We start from the raw sequence: 19,351 nt of genomic DNA on the forward strand, positions 1-19,351 counted from the left end.
GTCGTATAAGGGAGATTAGATGGGTCAACGAAAAGTGACCGGAGGGATAGCCTGCGCGCTGCTGGCTGCCTCGGTGCTGGCGGTTCCCGGCGTGAACGCCGCGGCGGTGGCGGCACCCCGTCCCGCGGGACGGGATGGGGTCGGCGAGCCGGTCCTGTCGCCGAAGTCGACGTCGGAGGTGTGGTTGTTCGACACGCCCGAGAGCGGCAGCGCGGCACGGACCGCTACTGCCGACGGGGCGGCGCCGTCGGTGCCGAAGGGCACCGGGCCGGTGCGGAACGCTACCGAGTTGTCGTTCTCCTTGAGTGACCGCTTGGAGGCGAGGATCAACGTCGGCTCCGGCAACCTGATGCTGCGCAGCACGGAGCTGATGCTGCCTGGGGTCGCGGAGGACGTGACCATCGGTGCCACGTTCAACAGCCTGCTGCTGGGCAGCGGGCTGTCTGCCGGCGCACACGGGCCGGGCTGGCGTACCCGAGCTGGCCAGGATGTGAAGCTCTACCCAGCCGACGACGGCTCGGTCACCTATGCCGCCGCCGACGCCGTGGTGGGTAAGTTCACCGCCTCCGGATCGGGCTACTCGTCTCCTGGGGAGTTCAAGGCCACGCTGGCACACGACGGCAGCGGCTGGAAGCTGACCGAGCACGGCAGCGGCAAGAAGCTCTACTTCGGTTCCGACGGTCTGCTCGACAAGACCGAGGACCGCAACGGCAACGTCACCGACGTCGCGTACGCGTCCGGCAGGATGACCACGATCACCTCGGACCGTGGTCCCACCTCGGCCCGCACCGCGGCGGCGACCTGGACCGACAACAAGATCGGCAAGTACCGGCAGACCGGCAGCGACGGCAGCTGGCGGGAGGCGTCGTACGCCTACGACAGTTCGGGGCGGTTGCAGACGATCCAGTCGGCGACCTGGCGCAAGGTGATGTTCGAGTACAACGGCGCCGGTGACCTCACGAAGATCACCACAAAGGACGACACCTTCGTCACCATCACCTACGACGGCCAGCACCGGGTCACCTCGTTCACCCAGGTCCACGACAACGCGACCATGCGGGGCTCGACCACCCGGTTGGCGTATCCGACGTCGTCGCAGACCTTGGTGGCGGATGCCCGGCAGGACATCTCCCAGCCGGTCTCCGCGGTGCCGCACACCACCTACGACCTGAACGCCGAGAAGCGGGTCACCAAGGCGACCGACCCGGCCGGCAACAGCCAGAGCAAGACCTACACGCCGTTCAGCGACGTGGCCTCGTCGGTCAGCCGTGAGCAGGGCACCACCGCCAACACACACGGCGCGAACTCGGGGCAGTCGCTGACCAAGTCGGAGTCCGCGACCGGTGCGAGCGCCTCCGCCACCTACGGCAACGCGGCCACGACGACCAACCCGACGGCGAATTTCCAACCGTCGTCCTCCATCGACAGTCAGGGCAACAGCTCCGCCTACACCTACAACGGCGCGGGCAACCAGACCTCCACCGCTGACGCGATGGCCGCCAAGGCGGAGGTGGACTACAACGACGACGGCACGGTCAAGACCTCCACGGACCCGGCGAACACCGGCAACCCCACCAGCTACACGTACGACACCAGCAGGCAGTTGACGAAGGTGACCCCGCCGACCGGCAACGGCCTCGCGGTGAAGACGTTCACCTACGACCCGTACGGCCGGATCAAGACCGTCAACGACGGCTGCACCACCACCTACACCTACACGCAGGACGACCGGGTCTCGCAGATCGACTACTCCGGCTGTGGCACCCAGCCGTCGGTGACGTTCGACTACGGCGGGACCGGCAACCTGCTCACCCGCGTCGACGCGACCGGCACCACCACCTGGTCCTACGATCCGCTGAACCGGGTGCGCGAGCGGAGCAACCCCGGCGGTGGCATCCTGAAGTACGTGCCGGACCCGGTGGGCAACCTCGAGCAGTTGACCGACGGTCGCGGCACGACGCGGTACTACTACAACTCGCGTAACTGGTTGGTGCGGATGGACACTGCGGCGGGCACCCGCTACAACTTCCTGTACGACAAGGACGGCAACCGCACCCACACCTACTTCGGGACGAACGACGCCAACAGCAGTTGGGCGTTGCGGACCCAGACGACGTACGACAAGTCGAACCGGCCTACCCGGATCACCGCCACCCGCAACTCGGCGAGCCCGGCCACGGTCTTCGACGTGACGTACTGCTACGCGAAGTACACCGCCGGCCAGCCGTGCTCGACGGCGAAGGCGAACGACACCGGTCTGCGGCAGTGGCAGAAGGACGAGGTGAGCGCCGCGATCAGCCAGTTCAGCTACGACAAGGCCAACCGGCTGACCAAGGCCACCAACTACCACGGCAAGACCTACGACTACACGTACGACAGCAACGGCAACCGCACCGGCGTCAAGGTCGACGGCGCCAGCACCCAGTCGCTGACCTACAACAGCGCCAACCAGATCACCAGCACCTACAACACCTATGACGGTCGCGGTAACCAGACCCGGGCCAGCAGCCCGACGGTCAACCCGATGACCTACAACTCGGTCAAGCAGATGACCGGCGCGAACGCCGGCACCTACGCCTACGCCGGCACCGACCAGGTCGAGCTGACCCACGCCGGTAGCACCACCATCCAGAACGGCCTGGAGGACCAGCACGGCATGCCGTGGCTGCAATCCTGGACGGCCAACGGCTCGACGACGTACGTCGAGCGCGACGGTCTCGGCACCCCGCTGGGCCTGCGCACCGGGAGCACCGACAACGCGTACGTGCTGGACGGGCTCGGCTCGGTGGTGGCGATCGTCAAGGCCAACGGCACCGTCGCGGCCACCTACCGCTACGACCCTTACGGCACCGCGACCACGGCCGACGAATACAACCTCGGCCAGACCAACCTGATCCGGTACGCCAGCGGCACGTACGACTCGACGTCGGGCTTCACGAAGTTCGGGCAGCGCTGGTACAACCCGGTGCAGGGCCGCTTCACCCAACAGGACAACCTCAGCTTCATCGGCAACCCCAGAAGCGGCAACCGGTACGCGTACGCCGGCGCGAATCCTGTTACCTACACCGATCCGACCGGCATGATGAGTGAGGGCGATGAGCTGGACGGACAGTCGCTACTATTGGGCGGCATTGTCGGTGGCTTGTTGGGGTTCGGTTTGGCCTCGGCCGGTCTTCCTGTGCTTGCAGCGGGCGCTATTAGTGGATGTGTTGGTGGAATGGTTTCGAATGCAATATCACAGCGGGGAAACGTCAGTGCGGACGGCCTTGCCTTCAACTGCATGATCGGTGCAGCAGTAGGCACTGTGTTTGGCGTTATAGCAAGGGGAGGCTACAGAGGCGGTGCCTAGCGGCTCAGGAGCTAATTCGTCCGTGCGCAGGGCCAGATTCTTGCTCTGGCTCGCGGTACTCGTAGTGGCCATCATGTTGGCGGTGGTCCTATATCCCGCGATCAGGATTGTCGCGATGGCGCCCGCTTGCCTTGTAGTGCTGGCGCTGGCGTGGGCATGGCATCGACAACGCAAAGGTCGAGTACAGTCACTTTCTAGAGCCTTTCCCGAGCAGGCAATCGCTCTCGGCTGCGTCCTGCTCGCTGGATCGCTTGTCAGTGTGGTGATCGATATCGCGCGCGGAAATACTGGCACTTCGCGTACGGTCGGTGTCTTCCTCTCAGTAAGTTCGGCGCTCCTGATTGCCGCAGGAATTGCCGCTCGCCCATCAAATAGCTAGGCCGGCAACGGGCACCGGTGGAGCAAACCGGGTCGGATCCAGTTGGATCCGACCCGGTTTGCGGCAGCTCTTTTGCGACGGGCGACCAGACAGCGATCGGTGAAGCCGACGGTGGTAGCGAGAGCATCCGATGAAGTATCAGATCAAGCTGGCGTTGACCATCTTTGTCGTCGGCCTGGCGGGCACCATTCTCTTTCAGGCGCTGACTCACGGGTGGTCGACAACCTCACGAGCGCTCGTGGCGACAGCATTCTTCTTCGGACTTTTGGCGGTGCTTGTCGGCCTGGCCATTCACTACAGTATGCGTGACCGGGCAAGAGCACTGACAAAGAATGAGGTTTCGCCCTGGCGGTCAACCGACTTATGAAGGGCTCATGGAAACCGCGCAGGACGAGTGATCCGGATCAGCAGTGGCGCCTGACAACTCTTTCCGCAATCTGGAACTGCGAGTGGCGACAGTGTTCCTGCTGCTCTCGGTGGTGGTGCTGGGCCCGCTGGTCGACAGCCCGGAGCTGACGACCCTGGAGCGTACGTCGAGAGTCGTCGGCGGCATCGCGTTGGTCCTGCTGGCGACCGTGTCGATCTATCAGGCCCGCCGTCGCGGCGGCGGCTAGCCGCCGTGGTCAGCGCGCCGACCGTACGCCGTCGACGAACGTCCGCCACGCCGCCGGCGCGAAGGTGAGGGTGCCGCCGTCGCGGTCCTTGGAGTCGCGGACGGCGACCACGCCGGGCAGGTTGTCGGCGACCTCGACGCAGTCACCGCCGTTGGAACTGCTGCGGGTGCTGGTGCGCCACCGGGCGCCGGTCAGCTCAGCCATTCTCGCCTCGTCAGGAACTCGATGGTCTGGTCGCGTGGCAACGCCACCGACCTGAGAGTGTCCCAGACCTGCCGGAGGGCGGCAATGTCCTTGGTGGTGCGACCGGCGGCCTGGTCGTCGAGGTAGGCGAGATCTTCGCCGGTGTCGGTGGTGGCCAGCACGAGCGGGCCGGCCTGGCCGGGGTGGAAGCCGGCGCTCAGCGGCACCACGTGCAGCAGCACCTTCGGGCGCCGGGCCATGGCCACCAGGTGGTCGAGCTGCGGGCGCATGATCTCCGGGTCGCCCCGCAGCAGCGCCACCTCGTCGATGACAAAGACGGTGAGCGGCGGCCGGGGCCGGCCGAACACGTCGGCCTGCCGGGCCAGCCGGGCGGCCACGTAGCCCTCCACCTCGTCGCCGGCGAGCGGGCCGCAGCTCAGCACCGCGTGTGCGTACGCCTCGGTCTGCAGCAGGCCGGGCACGACGGTCGGCTGGAACGAGCGGAGGGTGTCGGCGCGGCGTTCCACCTCGGCCCAGGGCAGGAACCAGACCGGCTCGCGGGGCCTGACCACGTCCGGCCACAGCTCGCCAACCTCCCGGCCGAGCGTGGCGCAGACCGCCGCCCGGTGCCGGGGGTGCGGTACCCGACCCGGAGTCACCCAGCGGGCGGCCGTCTTCGGGTCCACCCCGACGTGGCCGGCGAGCGATTCGGCGGTCTCGCCGGCCTCCGCCATGGCGATCCGCAGCGCGTCGTTCATGCCTGCCTCCACGAGGGACGTTCCGGACGTCCGCCGACCCTATCGTCACGCGGTGTGGCCGTCGCGCGACGCGCGGCAGGGTTTCCAGCAGCGAAACCGCCGTCGTGGGCGGGACCGCCGGTCGCTCCCGGCCCGCCCGGCCGGGTGGCCCCAGCCGTACGACGAGGAGGCCGCCGTGAGCAGTCGTGAACCCGCCCCGCCGTCCCGGCCGGCGCGTCCGCACGTACCCATGCGGCCGTTGTGGCGGTGCCGGGCGTGCGGCGCGCACTGGCCGTGCCAGCCGGCGCGGCTGGCGTTGCTGGCCGAGTACCGCGACGACCGGACGGCGCTGCTGGTGTACCTGGCGACGGTGATGAGCGAGGCCGCCGGGCAGCTCGCCCAGCTCGGCGGCCAGCCCGATCCGGCGGAGCTGACCGCCCGCTTCCTCACCTGGGCCCGCGCCCCCGGAGCCGGCGGTCATGACCGCCCGCTTCGTCGCCTGGGCCCATGCCCCGGGGGTAGGCGGTCATGATCGCGCGCTTCCTCACCTGGGCGCTCGCCCCGGGGTCGACGGTCATGATCACGCTCGAACATGGAAATAGGGGCCTTCCGGCAACCGGAAGGCCCCTATTTCAGGGACCGAGCGTGATCATGCGCGGGGTGCGAGCGCGATCATGCGGGCAGCGTGATCGAGCGGGCGGGTCAGGACAGGGTGCAGGCCCGGCCGTTGAGGGTGACCAGACCCGGATCCGGGTTGGGGCCGAAGGACGTCGAGCCGTTCAGGCCGAACGTGATCGAGCCCCCGGGCGCGATCTTCGCGTTCCACGGCAGGTTCTTCGCGGTGACCGTCGCGCCGGCCTGGGCGACCTCCGCCGACCAGGAGTGGGTCACCTTCTGGTCGGTGAGGAACGCCCACCGCAGCGACCAGCCGTTCACCGCGGAGCTGCCGGTGTTGCGTACGGTCACCTGGGTGGTGAAGCCCGCCGGCCAGCTGCCGTGGGTGGTGTAGCTGACCGCGCAGCTCGGCGCGGGCACCGCGCCCGCGTCGCCCTGGTCGGCGAGGAAGGACGCCAGCCAGGCCAGCGCCGAGTTCCAGTTGATCGCCACCTCGTTCGTCGCGTACGAGTTGATGTCGTCCACGTAGCAGAACATCGGCGCGCAGCCGGCCAGCAGCTGTGCGGCGAACGGGTCCTGGAGGGCGGCGTTCGGGCCACCGGCGAGCGAGCCGGCCGGCGGGTTCGGCGACGCCGGGTCGAGCTGGTGGGCGAAGATCCGGCTGTGCTGGTTGCGGGCGTGCTGCTCACCCCAGCCGGTCACGTACGACATGTTCAGCGCGTTGCGGCCGAACAGGTAGTCCGCGCCCTGCACCGCCCCGTCCCGGTACTTCGCGTTCCGGGTCAGGTCGAACGCGGTGGCCAGCACGATCACGTTGTTGATCACGTTGCTGTTGCTGCCCCACACGTACGCCGCGGGGGTGCCGGGCAGCGGCAGCCCGTACGCCTGGTCGGTGAGCGCGGCCAGGTAGCGGTCGGCGGCGGCGGTGACCGACGCGCGGACCCGGGCCTTCTCGGCGGCCGGCAGGTTGCTCGGCACGGTGGCCAGGTCGAGCCGGCCCACCGCGGCCACGCTCTGCCAGCCGAACGCGCCGGCGGCGTCGAACACATCGGCGGTGTGCCGGGGCGAGGCGGTCAGGTCCGTCAGGTACGCCTTCTCCCCGGTGGTCAGGTACAGCTCGACGGCCGCCCAGTAGAACTCGTCGGTGACGTCGCTGTCGTCGTACGCGCCGCCGCCGTTGCCGTCGGTCGGGCTGGCGTAGATCGCCGGGTGCGCCTTGGCCGCCGCGTACGCGGTGCGCGCCGCGTCCCGGCAGCGCTTGGCGAACGCCGCGTCGTACGGGGCGTAGAGCCGGCCGCACTGGGCGGCGACGGCGGCCAGGTTGAGGGTGGCCGCGGTGGACGGCGGGTGCAGCTCGCGCGGCTGCGGGTCGTCCTGCGGGGCGAGCGGCAGGCCGGTCCAGTTCTGGTCGTGGATCTTGTGGTGCACCATCCCGGCCAGCGGCTTGCCGGCCGGCACCTGCATGCGCAGCAGGAAGTCCAGCTCCCAGCGCGCCTCGTCGAGGATGTCCGGCACCTGGTTGCCGCGCTCGGGCACCCGCAACGTCGAGTCGCCGAGCGCCGCGCCGCCGTCGGCGGTCTCCGCGGTCTTGGTCCGCTCGAACGCGTTCAGCAGCTGGTAGGTGGCGATGCCGCCGTTGACCACGTACTTGCCGTGGTCGCCCGCGTCGTACCAGCCGCCGCGCACGTCCAGCCGGTAGTCGCACACCCCGGGCTGGCAGGGCACGTCGGTGTCGCCCTTGTTGGGCGCCACGCCGAGGTGGCCGGCCGGGCGGGCGTACTCGGCGCCGATCAGGTCACCGTCGATCGGGGTGCCGCTGCGCTGGGCGTAGAAGAACTGGAGAGCGTCGGCGCGCAGCCCGTCGTAGAGCGTCCCGGAGATGTCGAACGGGTGGCTGGCCGCGCCGTCGACCACCAGCGTGTAGCCGGTGCCCGGGGTGCGGAAGGCGGAGAAGTCGACGGTCTGCGTGTTCTCCCCGGAGGCGGCGTCCACGCCGCGCGGGGTGCTGCTGCCGGCGGCCACCACCGCGCCCGCGGCCGAGCGCAGCTGCCAGGCCAGCGGTTCGGTCGCCTCGGTCACCACGGTCGCGTGCTTCGGGCCGCCGGGCAGGTAGCCGACCTGGTTGACCCGCACCGGCGGCCCGGTGTCCGGCTCGTACGGCGGGGCGGGCTCGCCGCCGCGCAGCGACACGTTGTCCAGGCAGAAGGTCTGCGCGGCGGCGCTCCCGCCGATCTGGAAGATCAACTGCGCGGACGGGTTCTCGGTGGGCGCGGTGAAGGTCCGCTCCACGTGCTGCACCGTCGTGCCGGCGGCCACGTCGGCGGTGAAATACCCGGTGTACGGGGCACTGCCCTGCTGGAGCACCGCCTTGACCCCGGCGCCCGGGGTGGCCCGTACGTCGAAGGAGAGGGTGTATTCGGCGCCGGCGAGCAGCCGGACGCCGTCCTGGCCGATGCCGGCGTCCCAGGGGTTGGCGGTGCCGGCGGCGACGGTGGTGCACAGCCAGCCGTCGGTCACCCCGAGCTGGCCGGTGCCGTAGGAGAACCACGGGCTGACGCCGGCGCTAAAGTCGCCGTTGCTGATCTGTTCGGGGGCGTCGGGCGGCACCTCGGCGTACGCCGGGGCGGCGCCCGCGCCGGTGAGGGCGAGGGCGGTCGCCGCGGCGAGCGCCGCGTGGCGGCGTCGGCGACGGGTGGATGGCGTCACGGGGATTCCTCCGGTGGTGAGGTTCCGGTGCGGTTGACCAGGGGAAACTCCCACGAGTGCTGGGAGCGCTCCCACTTTTCAGCCCGATGCTTCCAGCGGGTAACCCGCATGTCAATTGATCTGGCTGAATGAGCTGCCGGGTCGGCCCGACGTGAGATTCGCCGCGCGACGCGCCGTCGTCCCGATCTCCTAGAGACAATCCGGCCCTCGGCCTGGCAGGCTGCGTGCCATGACCCTGAAGCTTCGTTCCGTGGGGGCGAGCGACCGTGGGCTGATCCGCAGCGGAAACCAGGACGCCTACCACGCCGGCGCCTGGCTCGTCGCCGTCGCCGACGGCATGGGCGGCATGGCCGCCGGTGACCTCGCCAGCCGGATCGCTATCGACTCGGTCGGGCCACTGGACGTCGAAACCCCCGAACACGCCCTGGTGGAGGCGCTGCAGAGCGGCATCCAGCTGGCCACCACCCGGATCCGGCAGGCGGTGACCGAGGACCCGGAACGGCAGGGCATGGGCACCACCCTGACCGCGCTGCTGTTCGCCCGTACCGGCAGCTGCCTGGCCCTGGCGCACGTCGGCGACTCCCGGGCCTACCTGTACCGCGAGGGTGTGCTCAAGCAGGTCACCCGGGACGACACCTTCGTGCAGATGCTTGTCGACCAGGGCGTGATAAGCCCCGAGGAGGCCGGCAGCCACCCCCGCCGGGCCGTGGTCACCCAGGCGTTGCAGGGCGACGAGGTCTCCCCGGCGTACGCCACGATGGTCCCCCGGGCGGGCGACCGCTGGCTGCTGTGCAGCGACGGCCTCTCCAACGTGGTCCGGCCGGACACGCTGAGCGAGGTGCTCGGCGGCGCGGCCGACCGGGACGGGTGCGCCCGCCAGCTGATCGAGCTGGCGCTGCGCGCCGGCGGCCCGGACAACATCACGGTGCTGATCGCCGACGTCACCGACGAGGACTGATCCCGGCCGCCAGGTGTTAACAGGGGGCCCCTGCTATGCAGAATGCGTTAACAGGGGCCCCTCCTTACCGGCGGCGGGGGGTGGCGCGCCGGGTGGGTGGGGCGCTGGTCGGGTCCTCCGGCCACGGATGACGGGGATACCGGCCGCGCAGCTCGGCCCGGACCTGCGGATAGCCGGTGCGCCAGAAGGAGGCCAGGTCGGCCGTGACGGCGGCCGGCCGACCGGCGGGGGAGAGCAGGTGCAGCAGCACCGGGACCCGTCCGTCGCCGATCCGGGGCGCGGTCGCCCAGCCGAAGGTCTCCTGGAGCTTCACCGCGAGCACCGGAGCGGCGGGGTCGGTGTAGTCCACCCGGATCCGGGAGCCGCTCGGCACCGTCAGCCGCTCCGGGGCCACCTCGTCCAGTCGGCCGGCGAGGTGCCAGGGCAGCAGCCGGCGCAGCGCACCGGCCACGTCGATCCGGCCCAGGTCGGCCCGGCGTCGGGCTCGGGCCAGCTCCGGTCCCAGCCAGTCCGGCGCGGCGGCGAGCAGCGCGTCGTCGCCGACGTCCGGCCAGTCGTCGCCCAGCGCGTGCCGGCAGAAGGCCAGCCGGTCGCGCAGCGCGTGCGCCGCCGGGGTCCAGCCGAGCAGTGCCAGTCCCTCCCGCCGGAGCCCGGCCAGCAGCGCGGCGGCCAGCCGGTCCGGCTCCGGCCGGCGCAGCGGGCGTTCGACCAGTTCGATCGCGCCGAGCCGGACCACCTCGCGGGCCACCACGTCGCCGTCCGCCCAGCCGATCTCCCGGTCCTCGGTGAGCAGCGCGGCGGCGGCCTCGCGGGCGGTCGCCTCGTCCACCGGGGCGGCCGACCGGACCCGGGCGGTGGGCGCGCCGGGGGAGCGGTCGGCGACCGCGACGGCCAGCCAGCCGGAGCCGGTCAGCCCCGATCCGGGTGCCAGCTCCGCGGCGGTACCGCCGGCCATCAGGTAGGACCCGCCGCCGGTCCGGCGGGCCCGGGCCAGCCGCTCCGGGTACGCCAGCCCGACCAACAGCCCGGCGGCCAGGTCGTCGGGCAGCCGGTCGCCACCGGACGGCCCGGAACGGGTGTTCGGCGGAGCGCCGCCGGACGGGGTGCGCCGGGTCGGATGCGGGTCGTCGGGCGGGGTGGGCTCGGCCGGACGGGTGGCGGGCCGGGAGGCGTCGGCCGGGGTGGGCAGGGAGGCACGCAGCCGGCGTACCTCGGCCCGCCAGCGGGCGGTGGCGCCCGCGTCGGCCCCGGCGCGCAGCCGCCGCCAGGCCGCCGGCAGGTCGTCGCCCGGCCCGGTCACGCTCTCCTCGGCCAGCAGGGCGACCACCTCGGCGGCCCGGTCCGCGCCCACCCGTGGCGCCCCGTCCAGCAGCGCCCGGGCCAGCCGGGGATGCGCGCCCGCCGCCGCGATGGCCCGGCCCCGGCCGGTGATCCGGCCGTCGGCGTCCACCGCGCCGAGGCTGGCCAGGGTCTCCCGGGCGACGGTCATGGCGGCCGCCGGGGGCGGGTCGGGCAGGGCCAGTCCCACTCCGTCGGGGTCGCCCCAGGCGGCCAGCTCCAGCGCGAAGCCGGTCAGGTCGGCGGTGGAGATCTCCGGCTCGGGGTGCGGCGCCAGCCGCTGGTGGGTGGCCTCGGACCAGCACCGGTAGACGTAACCGGGCGCCTCCCGCCCGGCCCGGCCGGCGCGTTGGGTGGCCGCGGCCCGGGAGACCGGCACGGTGACCAGGGCGCCCAGGCCCCGGGCCAGGTCCATCCGGGGCAGCCGAGCGAGTCCGGCGTCCACCACCACCCGGACGCCGGGCACGGTGAGGCTGCTCTCCGCGACGGCGGTGGCCAGCACCACCCGCCGCCGGGGGCCGGGCCGCAGCGCCGCGTCCTGGTCGGCGCCGGGCATCCGCCCGTGCAGGGGCGTCAGGGCGATCCGGTCGCGCAGGTCGGCCAGCCGGCGGGTGACGCCGGCGATCTCCCCGGCTCCGGGCAGGAAGACCAGCAGGTCCCCGTCGCGTTCGCGCAGTGCCCGGCGGACCGTGTCGGCGACGTGGTCGAGCAGGGCGGGGGCGACCCGGGTGGGGCCCGGGGCGAGCACCGGCCGCGGCGGTGGCGCCCAGATCCGGGTCACCGGGTGCAGGGCGGCGCTGGCCCGGATGATCGGTGCCCCGCCGCCGTGGTCCGGCGTCCCGGCGGTGCCGCCGTGGTCCGGCGTCCCGGCGTCGCCGGTGAGCAGGGCGGCGAAGCGCTCCGCGTCCGGGGTGGCGGACATGGCCAGCAGCCACAGGTCGGGGCGCAGGGCCGCCCGCGCCTCCACCGCGAAGGCGAGCGTCAGGTCGGCGTCGAGTTGCCGCTCGTGCACCTCGTCGAGCAGCACCGCGGCCACGCCGGGCAGCTCGGGGTCGTGTTGCAGGCGGCGCAGCAGCAGGCCGGTGGTGACCACCTCGATCCGGGTGTCCGGCCCGGTGCGCCGCTCGCCACGCACCGCGTACCCGATCCGGCCGCCGACCCGCTCACCGAGCAGCGCGGCCATCCGGTGCGCCGCCGCCCGGGCCGCCACCCGGCGGGGCTGCGCGACCAGCACCCGGCCGGCGACCTCGTCGGCGACGGCGAGCGGCGCGAGGGTGGTCTTGCCGGTGCCCGGCGGGGCCACCAGGACGGCCGCGCCCGTCGCGCGCAGGGCCGCGACCAGCGGCGGCAGCGCCGCCCGCACGGGCAGATCCAGGGGTACGTCGGAGAGCACGCCCCCACTCTCGCACCGCCGCCCCGGCCGGGGTGCGGGGGTGTTGGGCATCATATTGAGATGTGTCGAATGATCGCGTTGGCTGAGCCGATGGGGCGCATCGCGTACGACGAGAAGAACTCGGCCGCCTTCGCCGCCGGCCGGCAACTCAACCTGGACGGGCTGGCCGCCTGGCGGGCCGCCGTGGCCCGGCACCTGCCCGCGCGGGCCGGCCTGCGCCTGCTCGACCTCGGGGCGGGCACCGGCACCTGGTCCGCCGCCTTCCGGCAGTGGTACGGCGCGGAGGTGCTGGCGGTCGAGCCGGCGGCGGCGATGCGGGCGCGGTGCGCGTACCCGGTGCTGGTGGCGGGGCGCGCGGAGGCGCTGCCGGTCGCGGCGGCCAGCCTGGACGGCGCGTGGATCTCGACGGTGATCCATCACCTGCCGGATCTCCCGGCGGTCGCCGCCGAACTGCGCCGGACCCTGCGGCCGGGGGCGCCGGTGCTGATCCGGTCCGTCTTCGCCGGCCGGGGTGGCGGAATCAGCCTGTTCCGGTGGTTCCCGGAGGCGCTGCGCGTGGTGGAGAGCTATCCGTCGGTGGCCGACATCTGCGCCGCCTTCGGCGAAGCGGGGTTCGCGCCGGTCGCGCTGGAGTCGGTGCCGCAGGTCACCGCGCCGTCGCTGGGGGCCGCCGCCGTGGGGCTGCGCCGCGCCGCGCACACCCCGCTGCTGCTGCTCGACGACGCGGACTACGACCGGGGGGTGGCGCGCCTGCGGGCGGCGGCGGACCGGGCGCCCGAGGCGCCTGTGGTGGACTCGCTGGACCTGTTGGTGCTGCGCTGAGCCGGCTGCGGACCGAGGGCGGACACGGCGATGGCCGGGCCCGCCGGCCCGGCCATCGCACCACCCCCTGACAGGCTCAGTACGTGCCGTCGAGCTGCCCCCGCAGCTTCGTCAGCGCCCGGGCGAGCAGCCGCGACACGTGCATCTGCGAGACGCCGATCTGCTCGGCGATCTGCGACTGGGTCAGGTTGCCGTAGAAGCGCAGCGTGAGGATCTTCTGCTCGCGCTCGTCCAGCGTGGCCAGCGCCGGGCCGAGGGCGACCCGCAGCTCGGCCAGCTCGAACTCGTTGTCCTCGCCGCCGAGCATGTCGCCCAGCTCGGTGGCCCGGTCGCCGTCGCCGGTCGGAGTGGACAGCGACACCGCGTTGTAGGCGCGGGCGCCTTCCAGGCCCTCCAGAACCTCTTCCTCGGTGAGCTTGAGGTGGGCGGCGATGTCGGCGACCGTCGGGGAGCGGCCCAGGGTCTGCAGCAGCGAGCTGTTGGCGTCGGAGATGGCCAGCCGCAGCTCCTGGAGGCGACGCGGCACCCGGATGTCCCAGGTGCGGTCGCGGAAGTGCCGCTTGAGCTCGCCGATGATGGTCGGGATGGCGTAACCGGCGAAGTCGACGCCGCGCGACGGGTCGAACTTGTCGATCGCCTTGATCAGGCCGACGGCGGCGGTCTGCGCCAGGTCGTCGGTCGGCTCGCCCCGGCCGCTGTAGCGGTGGGCGAGGTGGTTGGCGAGCGGCAGCCAGGCCTCGATCGCCTTGTCGCGCATGGCGGCGCGGGAAGGGTGGTTCGCCGGCAGGGCGGCCATCGCGTTCAGCAGGTCCGCGGCGCTGTCGGTGAGCGCCCGCGGGTCCAGCTTCTCGGTGGTCGTCGGTACGGCGGTTGCAGTCTGCGCAGTGGTCGGCGCGGTCATGGGTGGTCCTCCCTGCACCTCGTCCGCGGATAAAAAAGACGTGACGCTTCGGTTTAGCTTGAGTTGGTCCGTTCGGGACTCACCTTAGCCTGATCGTCTCGCAGAAATCTAGCCGAAAGTACGATGTCCTTAAGTAATTTTCCTCGCGATAAGCCGTGAATCGGTCATACGTCCACGGTTTGTGATCACGATTACCGGTACCTGCGGGCCACCGGGGGGCCCACCGATCGACGATCCGGGTGACCCGGGCGGAGGAGCGGGCCGGCCGATCGGGCAAGAAGGAACCCGACAACCGGCGTCGACTGTCGCTTATCCGTCGTTGTCCCGCCGGCGGGACCAGCCGTAGCGTCCGTGAGGTATCCCTGGTTGGAGGTCCTGTGCTCGACCCCGCCGCACCCCAGCTCGTGGTGCAGTGCCGCACGCTCTACGTCAGCTGGCTGCCGGCGGACCCCGACGCGGTGGCCGCCCTGGTGCCGGCCGGGCTGCACCCCCGCCCGGACCGCCAGGTCTTCATGAACCAGTACGTGGTGGACGACGCGACCCAGTCCTCGGGGCTCGGGCCGTACTCGCTGACCTACCTGGGCGTCACCCTGGCCGGGCTGGACGCCCCCGGCGGGCACCCCGGCGGCTGGTGGACCCACTACCTGGCCTCCAGCCCGCTGATCAGCGACTACGCCGCCGCCCGCGGCGCACCGGCGGCGCCCGGCCGGACCACCATCGAGGTGCGGGGCGAGGAGTTGGCGTCGGTCACCGAGGCGGCCGGCCAGCCGCTGATCCGCGCCCGCTGCCGGGTGGGGGACACCGGTCACCAGATCCACAGCGGCCATCACCGCTTCCTCACCCGCCGCGACGGCGAGGTGGTCAGCGCCGTCTACCCGTTCATCGCGGAGCCGGTGGCCCCGTTCGAGATCGAGTCGGTGGAGTTCCTCGACCCCGGGCACCCGGCGTACGCGCTGCGCCCGGCCAACCCGCTGACCATCGCCTGGGGGTTCTACGCCCCGCGCTCCTCGTTCGCCCATCCGGGCGGGCTCACCTCGTGGCCGCTGCCGGAGGAGCCGGTCGCCGACCCGCCCCGGCCCCGGCGCGCCGAACGGGACGAACCTGCGGCGGGGCGGCCGCGCGGCGAGCCCGCCGGGCCGGACCGGCCGCCGGTCGGGCACCGCTCGGAGGTGTCGGCCGGCCCCGGTTTCGGCGGCCCCGGTCCCGGGCGGCTGCGGAACGGGCCGGGACCGCACTGGCCGTACGACGTGGCGCCGGCGGTGGGCGGCGGCTCAGAACGTGCCGGCGCGCCGGGCCCGCAGTGGCCGGCCGTCCGGGTCGTAGACCAGCCGGTAGACCGGTAGCGCCCAGGCCCGGGTGTACCAGGGCAGCCGCTCGGGTCGGTGCGGGCGCAGCCGGCCCGGCGGGCGGGGGCCGACCCGCCCGCCGTCGTGCCACCGCTGCAACGCCTCGGCCGCCGAGGTGATCGCCTCGACCGCCTTGGCCGGGTCGAGCAGGTCGTGGTCCTCGTCGCCGTCCGGGTCCCGGTCCAGGTGCTCGCGCCACAGCCGCAGGCGCAGCTCCCGGGCGAAGACCCGGGCCCCGTCGCCCCGCCCGGCCGGGTCGGCGGGCGCGCGCTCGTCGCGGGTCTCGTCGAGCACCGCGCAGGACAGCTCGCTGTCGTGGGTCCACGAGCGCCGGTTGAAGTTGTCGCTGCCCACGCTGGCCCAGACGTCGTCCACCACGCACACCTTGGCGTGCACGTAGACCGGGCCGCCGTCGTGGTTCTCCACGTCGAAGACGTGCACCCGGTCCGGCGCCGCCCGGTGGCAGAGCGACAGGGCCTGCTCCCGGCCGACCATGTTCGGTGGCAGCGCCAGCCGGCCGTCCACGTCCGGGTGGCGAGGGACGACAGCCACCAGGTGCAGCTCCGGGTTCGCCCGCAGCGCCTCGGCGAACAGCTCGGCCACCTCGGTCGACCAGAGGTACTGGTCCTCCAGGTAGATCAGCCGCCGGGCCCGGCGGACCGCCTTGGTGTAGCCGCGGGCCACCGTCCGTTCGCCGTCCGGGGCGAAGGAGTAGCGCGGGCGTACCGCCGGGTAGGTGCGCAGCACCTGGACGGCGTGCGGGCCGCAGGGCGGCGGATCGGCCGGCTGCGCGGGCAGCGGGTCGGGACTCAGGTCGGCGCCGCGCAGCCGGTCCCGCACATACGCCAGCGGATTTTCCGAGTCCAGCGGCATCGGGTCGGTCCAGCGCTCGCGGAACGTGGTGTCCAGCGCGCCGACCACCGGCCCGCGCAACGCCAGCTGCACGTCGTGCCAGGGTGGGTGCGGCCCGTACCGGGGCGACATCAGCACCGGTTGCGGGTCACCGGCGTGGTCGGCGTCGTCCCGGCGGCTGTGGCACAGGTCGATCCCGCCGGCGAAGGCGACGTCCCGCTCCGGGGCGTCGGGGTGGCGCAGCACGACCAGCTTCTGGTGGTGCGAACCGCCGCGGCGGACCCGCTGGTCGAGCAGCACCTCCGCGCCGGCGGCGCGGAGCGTCTCGCTGAGGCCGCGATTCTCCGCCTCGCTGTAGGAGAGCGCGTCGAGGTGGGAGCGCCAGATCAGCCCCTTGACCACCACGCCGCGCTGGGCGGCCTGGGCGAACAGCTGGGCCACGGTCGGGCCGTCGGGGCGCAGCCGCTCGTCCGGGTCGCCGCGCCAGTCGGTGAAGAAGAGGTGGTCGCCGGGGCCGAGCGCGGATACCGCACTGACCAGGCGGTCGAAGTACGCGGCGCCGTGAATTAACGGCTCGGCAAGGTTTCCGGTCGTCCAGACGGGTAACTCCGAGACCGGGTTGGCGCGTTCCCGCGCGGTGAGGAACCAGTCCCGCAGCGCCACGTTCCAGCCCTCCCGAGGTCGACGACGTCCTCACGGTATGACCACCGCGACGGTCGCGCACCTCCGGCGTACGCCGACGTGACCGCGCGGGTGACCGAGAACGAACGACAACCGAGGAGGCCACCCCATGCCCGCCGAGACGACGAACACCGTGACCGAGCACCGCCCGCAGGCGGTGGAGGGTGAACGGGGTGCGCTGGTGGCGGTGTTGGTGATGGTGCTCCTGGGTATCGCCGGCATCTTCGCCGTGTCCTGAGCGCGGCACGGGCGCCCCGGGTGAACCCCGGGACGCCCCCGCCGTACGCGTGCCTCAGGCGTCGGTGTGCGGCATCCGCTCCGTCGGGACCACCCCGAGCCGGCCGGCCTGGAAGTCCTCCACGGCCTGGATCAGCTCGGCGCGGGTGTTCATCACGAACGGCCCGTAGTGCGCCACCGGCTCCCGGATGGGCTGCCCGCCCATGATGTAGAGCTCCAGCGCGGGGGTGTTGGCGTCCTGGCGGTCGGCCGCGGTGACCCGCAGCGCGTCGCCCGGACCGTGCACCGCGAGCTGGCCGGTGTGGATCGGGCGGCGGTCGGTGCCGACCGTGCCCCGCCCGGCCAGCACGTAGACCAGGGCGTTGAAGTCGGCCCGCCAGGGCAGGCTGAGCTCGGCGCCGGGCTGCACCGTCACGTGCGCGATGGTGATCGGGGTGTGGGTCGAACCCGGCCCCCGGTGCCCGGCCACCTCACCGGCGATCACCCGGATCAGCGCGCCGCCGTCGGGCGTGCTGAGCAGCGCCGACTCCCGGCCCCGGATGTCCTGGTAACGCGGCGGGATCAGCTTGGCCACCCGGGGCAGGTTCACCCAGAGCTGGAGGCCGTGGAACAGCCCGCCGCTGACCACCAGGTGCTCCGGCGGCGCCTCGATGTGCAGCAGGCCGCTGCCGGCGGTCATCCACTGGGTGTCGCCGTCGGTGATGGTGCCGCCGCCGCCCTGCGAGTCCTGATGGTCCATGATCCCGTCGATCATGTAGGTCACCGTCTCGAAGCCGCGGTGCGGGTGCCACGAGGTGCCCTTCGGCTCGCCCGGGGCGTAGTCGACCTCACCCATCTGGTCGAGGTGGATGAACGGGTCCAGCTCGCTCATCGGCACCCCGGCGAAGGCCCGGCGCACCGGGAAGCCCTCGCCCTCGTAGCCGCTGGGCGCGGTGGTCAGCCGGCGGACCGGCCGGTAGCTGGTGGACTCGTCGAGGCGCGGCAGGCGGGGCAGGACGAGGACGTCGTCGACGGTGATCGCGGGCATCGAGGGCTCCTTCTAGTGGTCGGCCGGGGTGGACGACGCGTCGCGGTCGGCGTGCAGGCGCCGGCCGAGCCGTGCGAAGACCCGGGTGAGGCATGCGACCTCGGCGTCGTCGAGGTCGTCCATCAGGTGGCTGCGCACGGAGCGCAGGTGGTGCGGCGCGGCCTCGCGCAGCGTCAGCAGGCCGGCGGCGGTGAGCACCGCCTCGCTGCCCCGGCGGTCTCCCGGGCAGCTTTCCCGGGCCACCAGGCCGCGCTTCTGCATCGAGGTGATCTGGTACGTCAGCCGGCTCGGCGAGAAGACCAGCCGGTCGGCCAGCTCACCCATCCGCAGCCGCTGGCCGGGCGCCTCGGAGAGGAGCACCAGCACGTGGTAGTCGGCGAAGCTCAGCTCGCTGTCGGCGCGCAGATCGTCCTCCAGCTGGGTGAACAGCCGCTGGCTCGACTCGATGTACGCCCGCCAGCAGGCCATCCGCGCGCGGTCCAGGCTCTCGGTCACGTCACCACGATAGCACTCCTTCAAAATTTAACAACCGCCGCAGCCGGCAGGCGAGCTGCACAACCAGCGGTAGGTCCGACGTATTCCTTCGAATTTGAAGTGGCTCCGCTCCGGGTAAGGAGCGGCGCCCGGAGCGCCGGCGTGCGAGACTCCCGTGCCGTGGAGCACGTCGAACTCACCGCCCCCGGCCTGGCCCTGCGCCCCTGGCAGCCCACCGATGCCCCGGCCGTGCTGGCCGCGCTCGCCGACCCGGCGATCGCCCAGTGGAACCCGCAGGGCGTCACCGATGAGGCGGGCGCCGCCGAGTGGATCCGCCGGCGAAGCGACCCCGACGAGCAGAGCGCGCTCTCCCTGGCGGTCACCGACGCCGCCGTCGGCACCCTGCTCGGTGCGGTGTCGCTGCACCGCATCCGGGGCGAGGACGCCGAGATCGGCTACTGGACCGCGGCCCCGGCGCGCGGCCGGGGCGTCGCCGCGAAGGCGGTCACCGCGCTCACCGGGTGGGGTTTCGCCCGGCTCGGCCTGCACCGCGTCGAGCTGTTGCACGCCGTACCCAATGTCGCGTCCTGCCGGGTCGCCGAGCGGGCCGGGTACGCCGCCGAGGGGGTGCTGCGCGAGTCCTTCCGGTTCGGCGACGGCCGGCGCTACGACGAACACCTGCACGCCCGGCTCGCCACCGACCCGCCACCTCGCGGCTAGCGATGGCCTAGGGTCGACG

At 72.6% G+C, this 19,351-nt stretch carries 18 protein-coding genes; 9 read left to right on the top strand and 9 right to left on the bottom strand.

What is annotated here, in order from left to right; translation table 11 throughout:
* Window positions 1-24: 24 nt before the first annotated feature.
* Complete coding sequence (locus K7640_RS30480; RefSeq protein ID WP_255610112.1) at window positions 25-363, bottom strand: hypothetical protein; 339 nt, start codon at window positions 361-363, stop codon at window positions 25-27.
* On the opposite strand from K7640_RS30480, the gene K7640_RS28235 reads away from it, so the two are divergent.
* The 3 genes from K7640_RS28235 (at window position 350) to K7640_RS28245 (ending at window position 4,342) form a co-directional block, all read left to right on the top strand.
* Entirely contained in the window at window positions 350-3,349 is a 3,000-nt protein-coding gene (locus K7640_RS28235) for an RHS repeat-associated core domain-containing protein (protein ID WP_255610113.1), read from the top strand. The two genes, K7640_RS30480 and K7640_RS28235, sit on opposite strands and share 14 nt — an antisense overlap.
* A gap of 509 nt (window positions 3,350-3,858) precedes the next feature.
* Window positions 3,859-4,095 (top strand): hypothetical protein, encoded by a 237-nt coding sequence (locus K7640_RS28240; RefSeq protein ID WP_222957977.1) that lies wholly within the window; start codon window positions 3,859-3,861, stop codon window positions 4,093-4,095.
* Between the two features lie 82 nt (window positions 4,096-4,177).
* On the top strand, window positions 4,178-4,342 hold the full coding sequence (locus K7640_RS28245) for a hypothetical protein (RefSeq protein WP_222957978.1): 165 nt from the start codon (window positions 4,178-4,180) through the stop codon (window positions 4,340-4,342).
* A gap of 9 nt (window positions 4,343-4,351) precedes the next feature.
* Here K7640_RS28245 and K7640_RS28250 read toward each other — a convergent pair whose 3' ends face one another.
* Together K7640_RS28250 and K7640_RS28255 are read right to left on the bottom strand one after the other, a co-directional pair.
* Window positions 4,352-4,537: a DUF397 domain-containing protein gene (locus tag K7640_RS28250; protein WP_222958015.1), complete on the bottom strand. Its 186-nt coding sequence runs from the start codon at window positions 4,535-4,537 to the stop codon at window positions 4,352-4,354.
* Window positions 4,534-5,283 carry a DUF5753 domain-containing protein gene (locus tag K7640_RS28255; protein ID WP_222957979.1) on the bottom strand — a complete coding sequence of 250 codons (750 nt, stop codon included), beginning with the start codon at window positions 5,281-5,283 and terminating at the stop codon, window positions 4,534-4,536. Before K7640_RS28255 ends, K7640_RS28250 begins: the two co-directional genes overlap by 4 nt.
* Before the next feature lie 175 nt (window positions 5,284-5,458).
* Between K7640_RS28255 and K7640_RS30485 the strand changes: the two genes are divergently transcribed.
* A complete protein-coding gene (locus K7640_RS30485; RefSeq protein ID WP_255610114.1) occupies window positions 5,459-5,794 on the top strand; it encodes a flavin reductase in 336 nt (111 codons plus the stop codon).
* 170 nt (window positions 5,795-5,964) lie between these two features.
* On the opposite strand, the gene K7640_RS28265 is transcribed toward K7640_RS30485, so the two are convergent.
* A complete protein-coding gene (locus K7640_RS28265; protein ID WP_222957980.1) occupies window positions 5,965-8,583 on the bottom strand; it encodes a glycoside hydrolase family 9 protein in 2,619 nt (872 codons plus the stop codon).
* A gap of 229 nt (window positions 8,584-8,812) precedes the next feature.
* Here K7640_RS28265 and K7640_RS28270 point away from each other — a divergent pair, with 229 nt between their 5' ends.
* Entirely contained in the window at window positions 8,813-9,541 is a 729-nt protein-coding gene (locus K7640_RS28270; protein WP_222957981.1) for a PP2C family serine/threonine-protein phosphatase, read from the top strand.
* 64 nt (window positions 9,542-9,605) lie between these two features.
* Here K7640_RS28270 and K7640_RS28275 read toward each other — a convergent pair whose 3' ends face one another.
* The gene (locus tag K7640_RS28275) at window positions 9,606-12,272 is read right to left on the bottom strand and encodes an ATP-dependent RNA helicase (protein WP_222957982.1); all 2,667 of its coding nucleotides are present in this window, start codon (window positions 12,270-12,272) and stop codon (window positions 9,606-9,608) included.
* 90 nt (window positions 12,273-12,362) lie between these two features.
* Between K7640_RS28275 and K7640_RS28280 the strand changes: the two genes are divergently transcribed.
* Window positions 12,363-13,094, top strand: a complete 732-nt coding sequence (locus K7640_RS28280) for a class I SAM-dependent methyltransferase (RefSeq protein WP_222958016.1) — start codon at window positions 12,363-12,365, stop codon at window positions 13,092-13,094.
* 76 nt (window positions 13,095-13,170) lie between these two features.
* Here the strand turns inward: K7640_RS28280 and K7640_RS28285 are convergent, their stop codons facing one another.
* Entirely contained in the window at window positions 13,171-13,995 is an 825-nt protein-coding gene (locus K7640_RS28285) for a SigB/SigF/SigG family RNA polymerase sigma factor (protein WP_222957983.1), read from the bottom strand.
* Window positions 13,996-14,372: 377 nt separating this feature from the next.
* Between K7640_RS28285 and K7640_RS28290 the strand changes: the two genes are divergently transcribed.
* The gene (locus tag K7640_RS28290; RefSeq protein WP_255610115.1) at window positions 14,373-15,338 is read left to right on the top strand and encodes a hypothetical protein; all 966 of its coding nucleotides are present in this window, start codon (window positions 14,373-14,375) and stop codon (window positions 15,336-15,338) included.
* Here K7640_RS28290 and K7640_RS28295 read toward each other — a convergent pair.
* Complete coding sequence (locus K7640_RS28295; RefSeq protein ID WP_222957984.1) at window positions 15,267-16,856, bottom strand: phospholipase D-like domain-containing protein; 1,590 nt, start codon at window positions 16,854-16,856, stop codon at window positions 15,267-15,269. The genes K7640_RS28290 and K7640_RS28295 overlap by 72 nt on opposite strands.
* Before the next feature lie 127 nt (window positions 16,857-16,983).
* On the opposite strand from K7640_RS28295, the gene K7640_RS30490 reads away from it, so the two are divergent.
* Window positions 16,984-17,112 carry a hypothetical protein gene (locus K7640_RS30490; protein WP_255610116.1) on the top strand — a complete coding sequence of 43 codons (129 nt, stop codon included), beginning with the start codon at window positions 16,984-16,986 and terminating at the stop codon, window positions 17,110-17,112.
* Window positions 17,113-17,166: 54 nt separating this feature from the next.
* Here the strand turns inward: K7640_RS30490 and K7640_RS28300 are convergent, their stop codons facing one another.
* Both K7640_RS28300 and K7640_RS28305 read right to left on the bottom strand, forming a co-directional pair.
* Entirely contained in the window at window positions 17,167-18,138 is a 972-nt protein-coding gene (locus tag K7640_RS28300) for a pirin family protein (RefSeq protein ID WP_222957985.1), read from the bottom strand.
* Between the two features lie 12 nt (window positions 18,139-18,150).
* Window positions 18,151-18,633 (bottom strand): MarR family winged helix-turn-helix transcriptional regulator, encoded by a 483-nt coding sequence (locus K7640_RS28305; RefSeq protein ID WP_222957986.1) that lies wholly within the window; start codon window positions 18,631-18,633, stop codon window positions 18,151-18,153.
* Window positions 18,634-18,774: 141 nt separating this feature from the next.
* Here K7640_RS28305 and K7640_RS28310 point away from each other — a divergent pair, with 141 nt between their 5' ends.
* A complete protein-coding gene (locus K7640_RS28310) occupies window positions 18,775-19,332 on the top strand; it encodes a GNAT family N-acetyltransferase (RefSeq protein ID WP_308042815.1) in 558 nt (185 codons plus the stop codon).
* The last annotated feature ends 19 nt before the right edge of the window (window positions 19,333-19,351 follow it).

This window comes from Micromonospora sp. PLK6-60 (genome assembly GCF_019890675.1).
In the GTDB taxonomy this organism is placed as follows: Bacteria; Actinomycetota; Actinomycetes; order Mycobacteriales; family Micromonosporaceae; genus Micromonospora.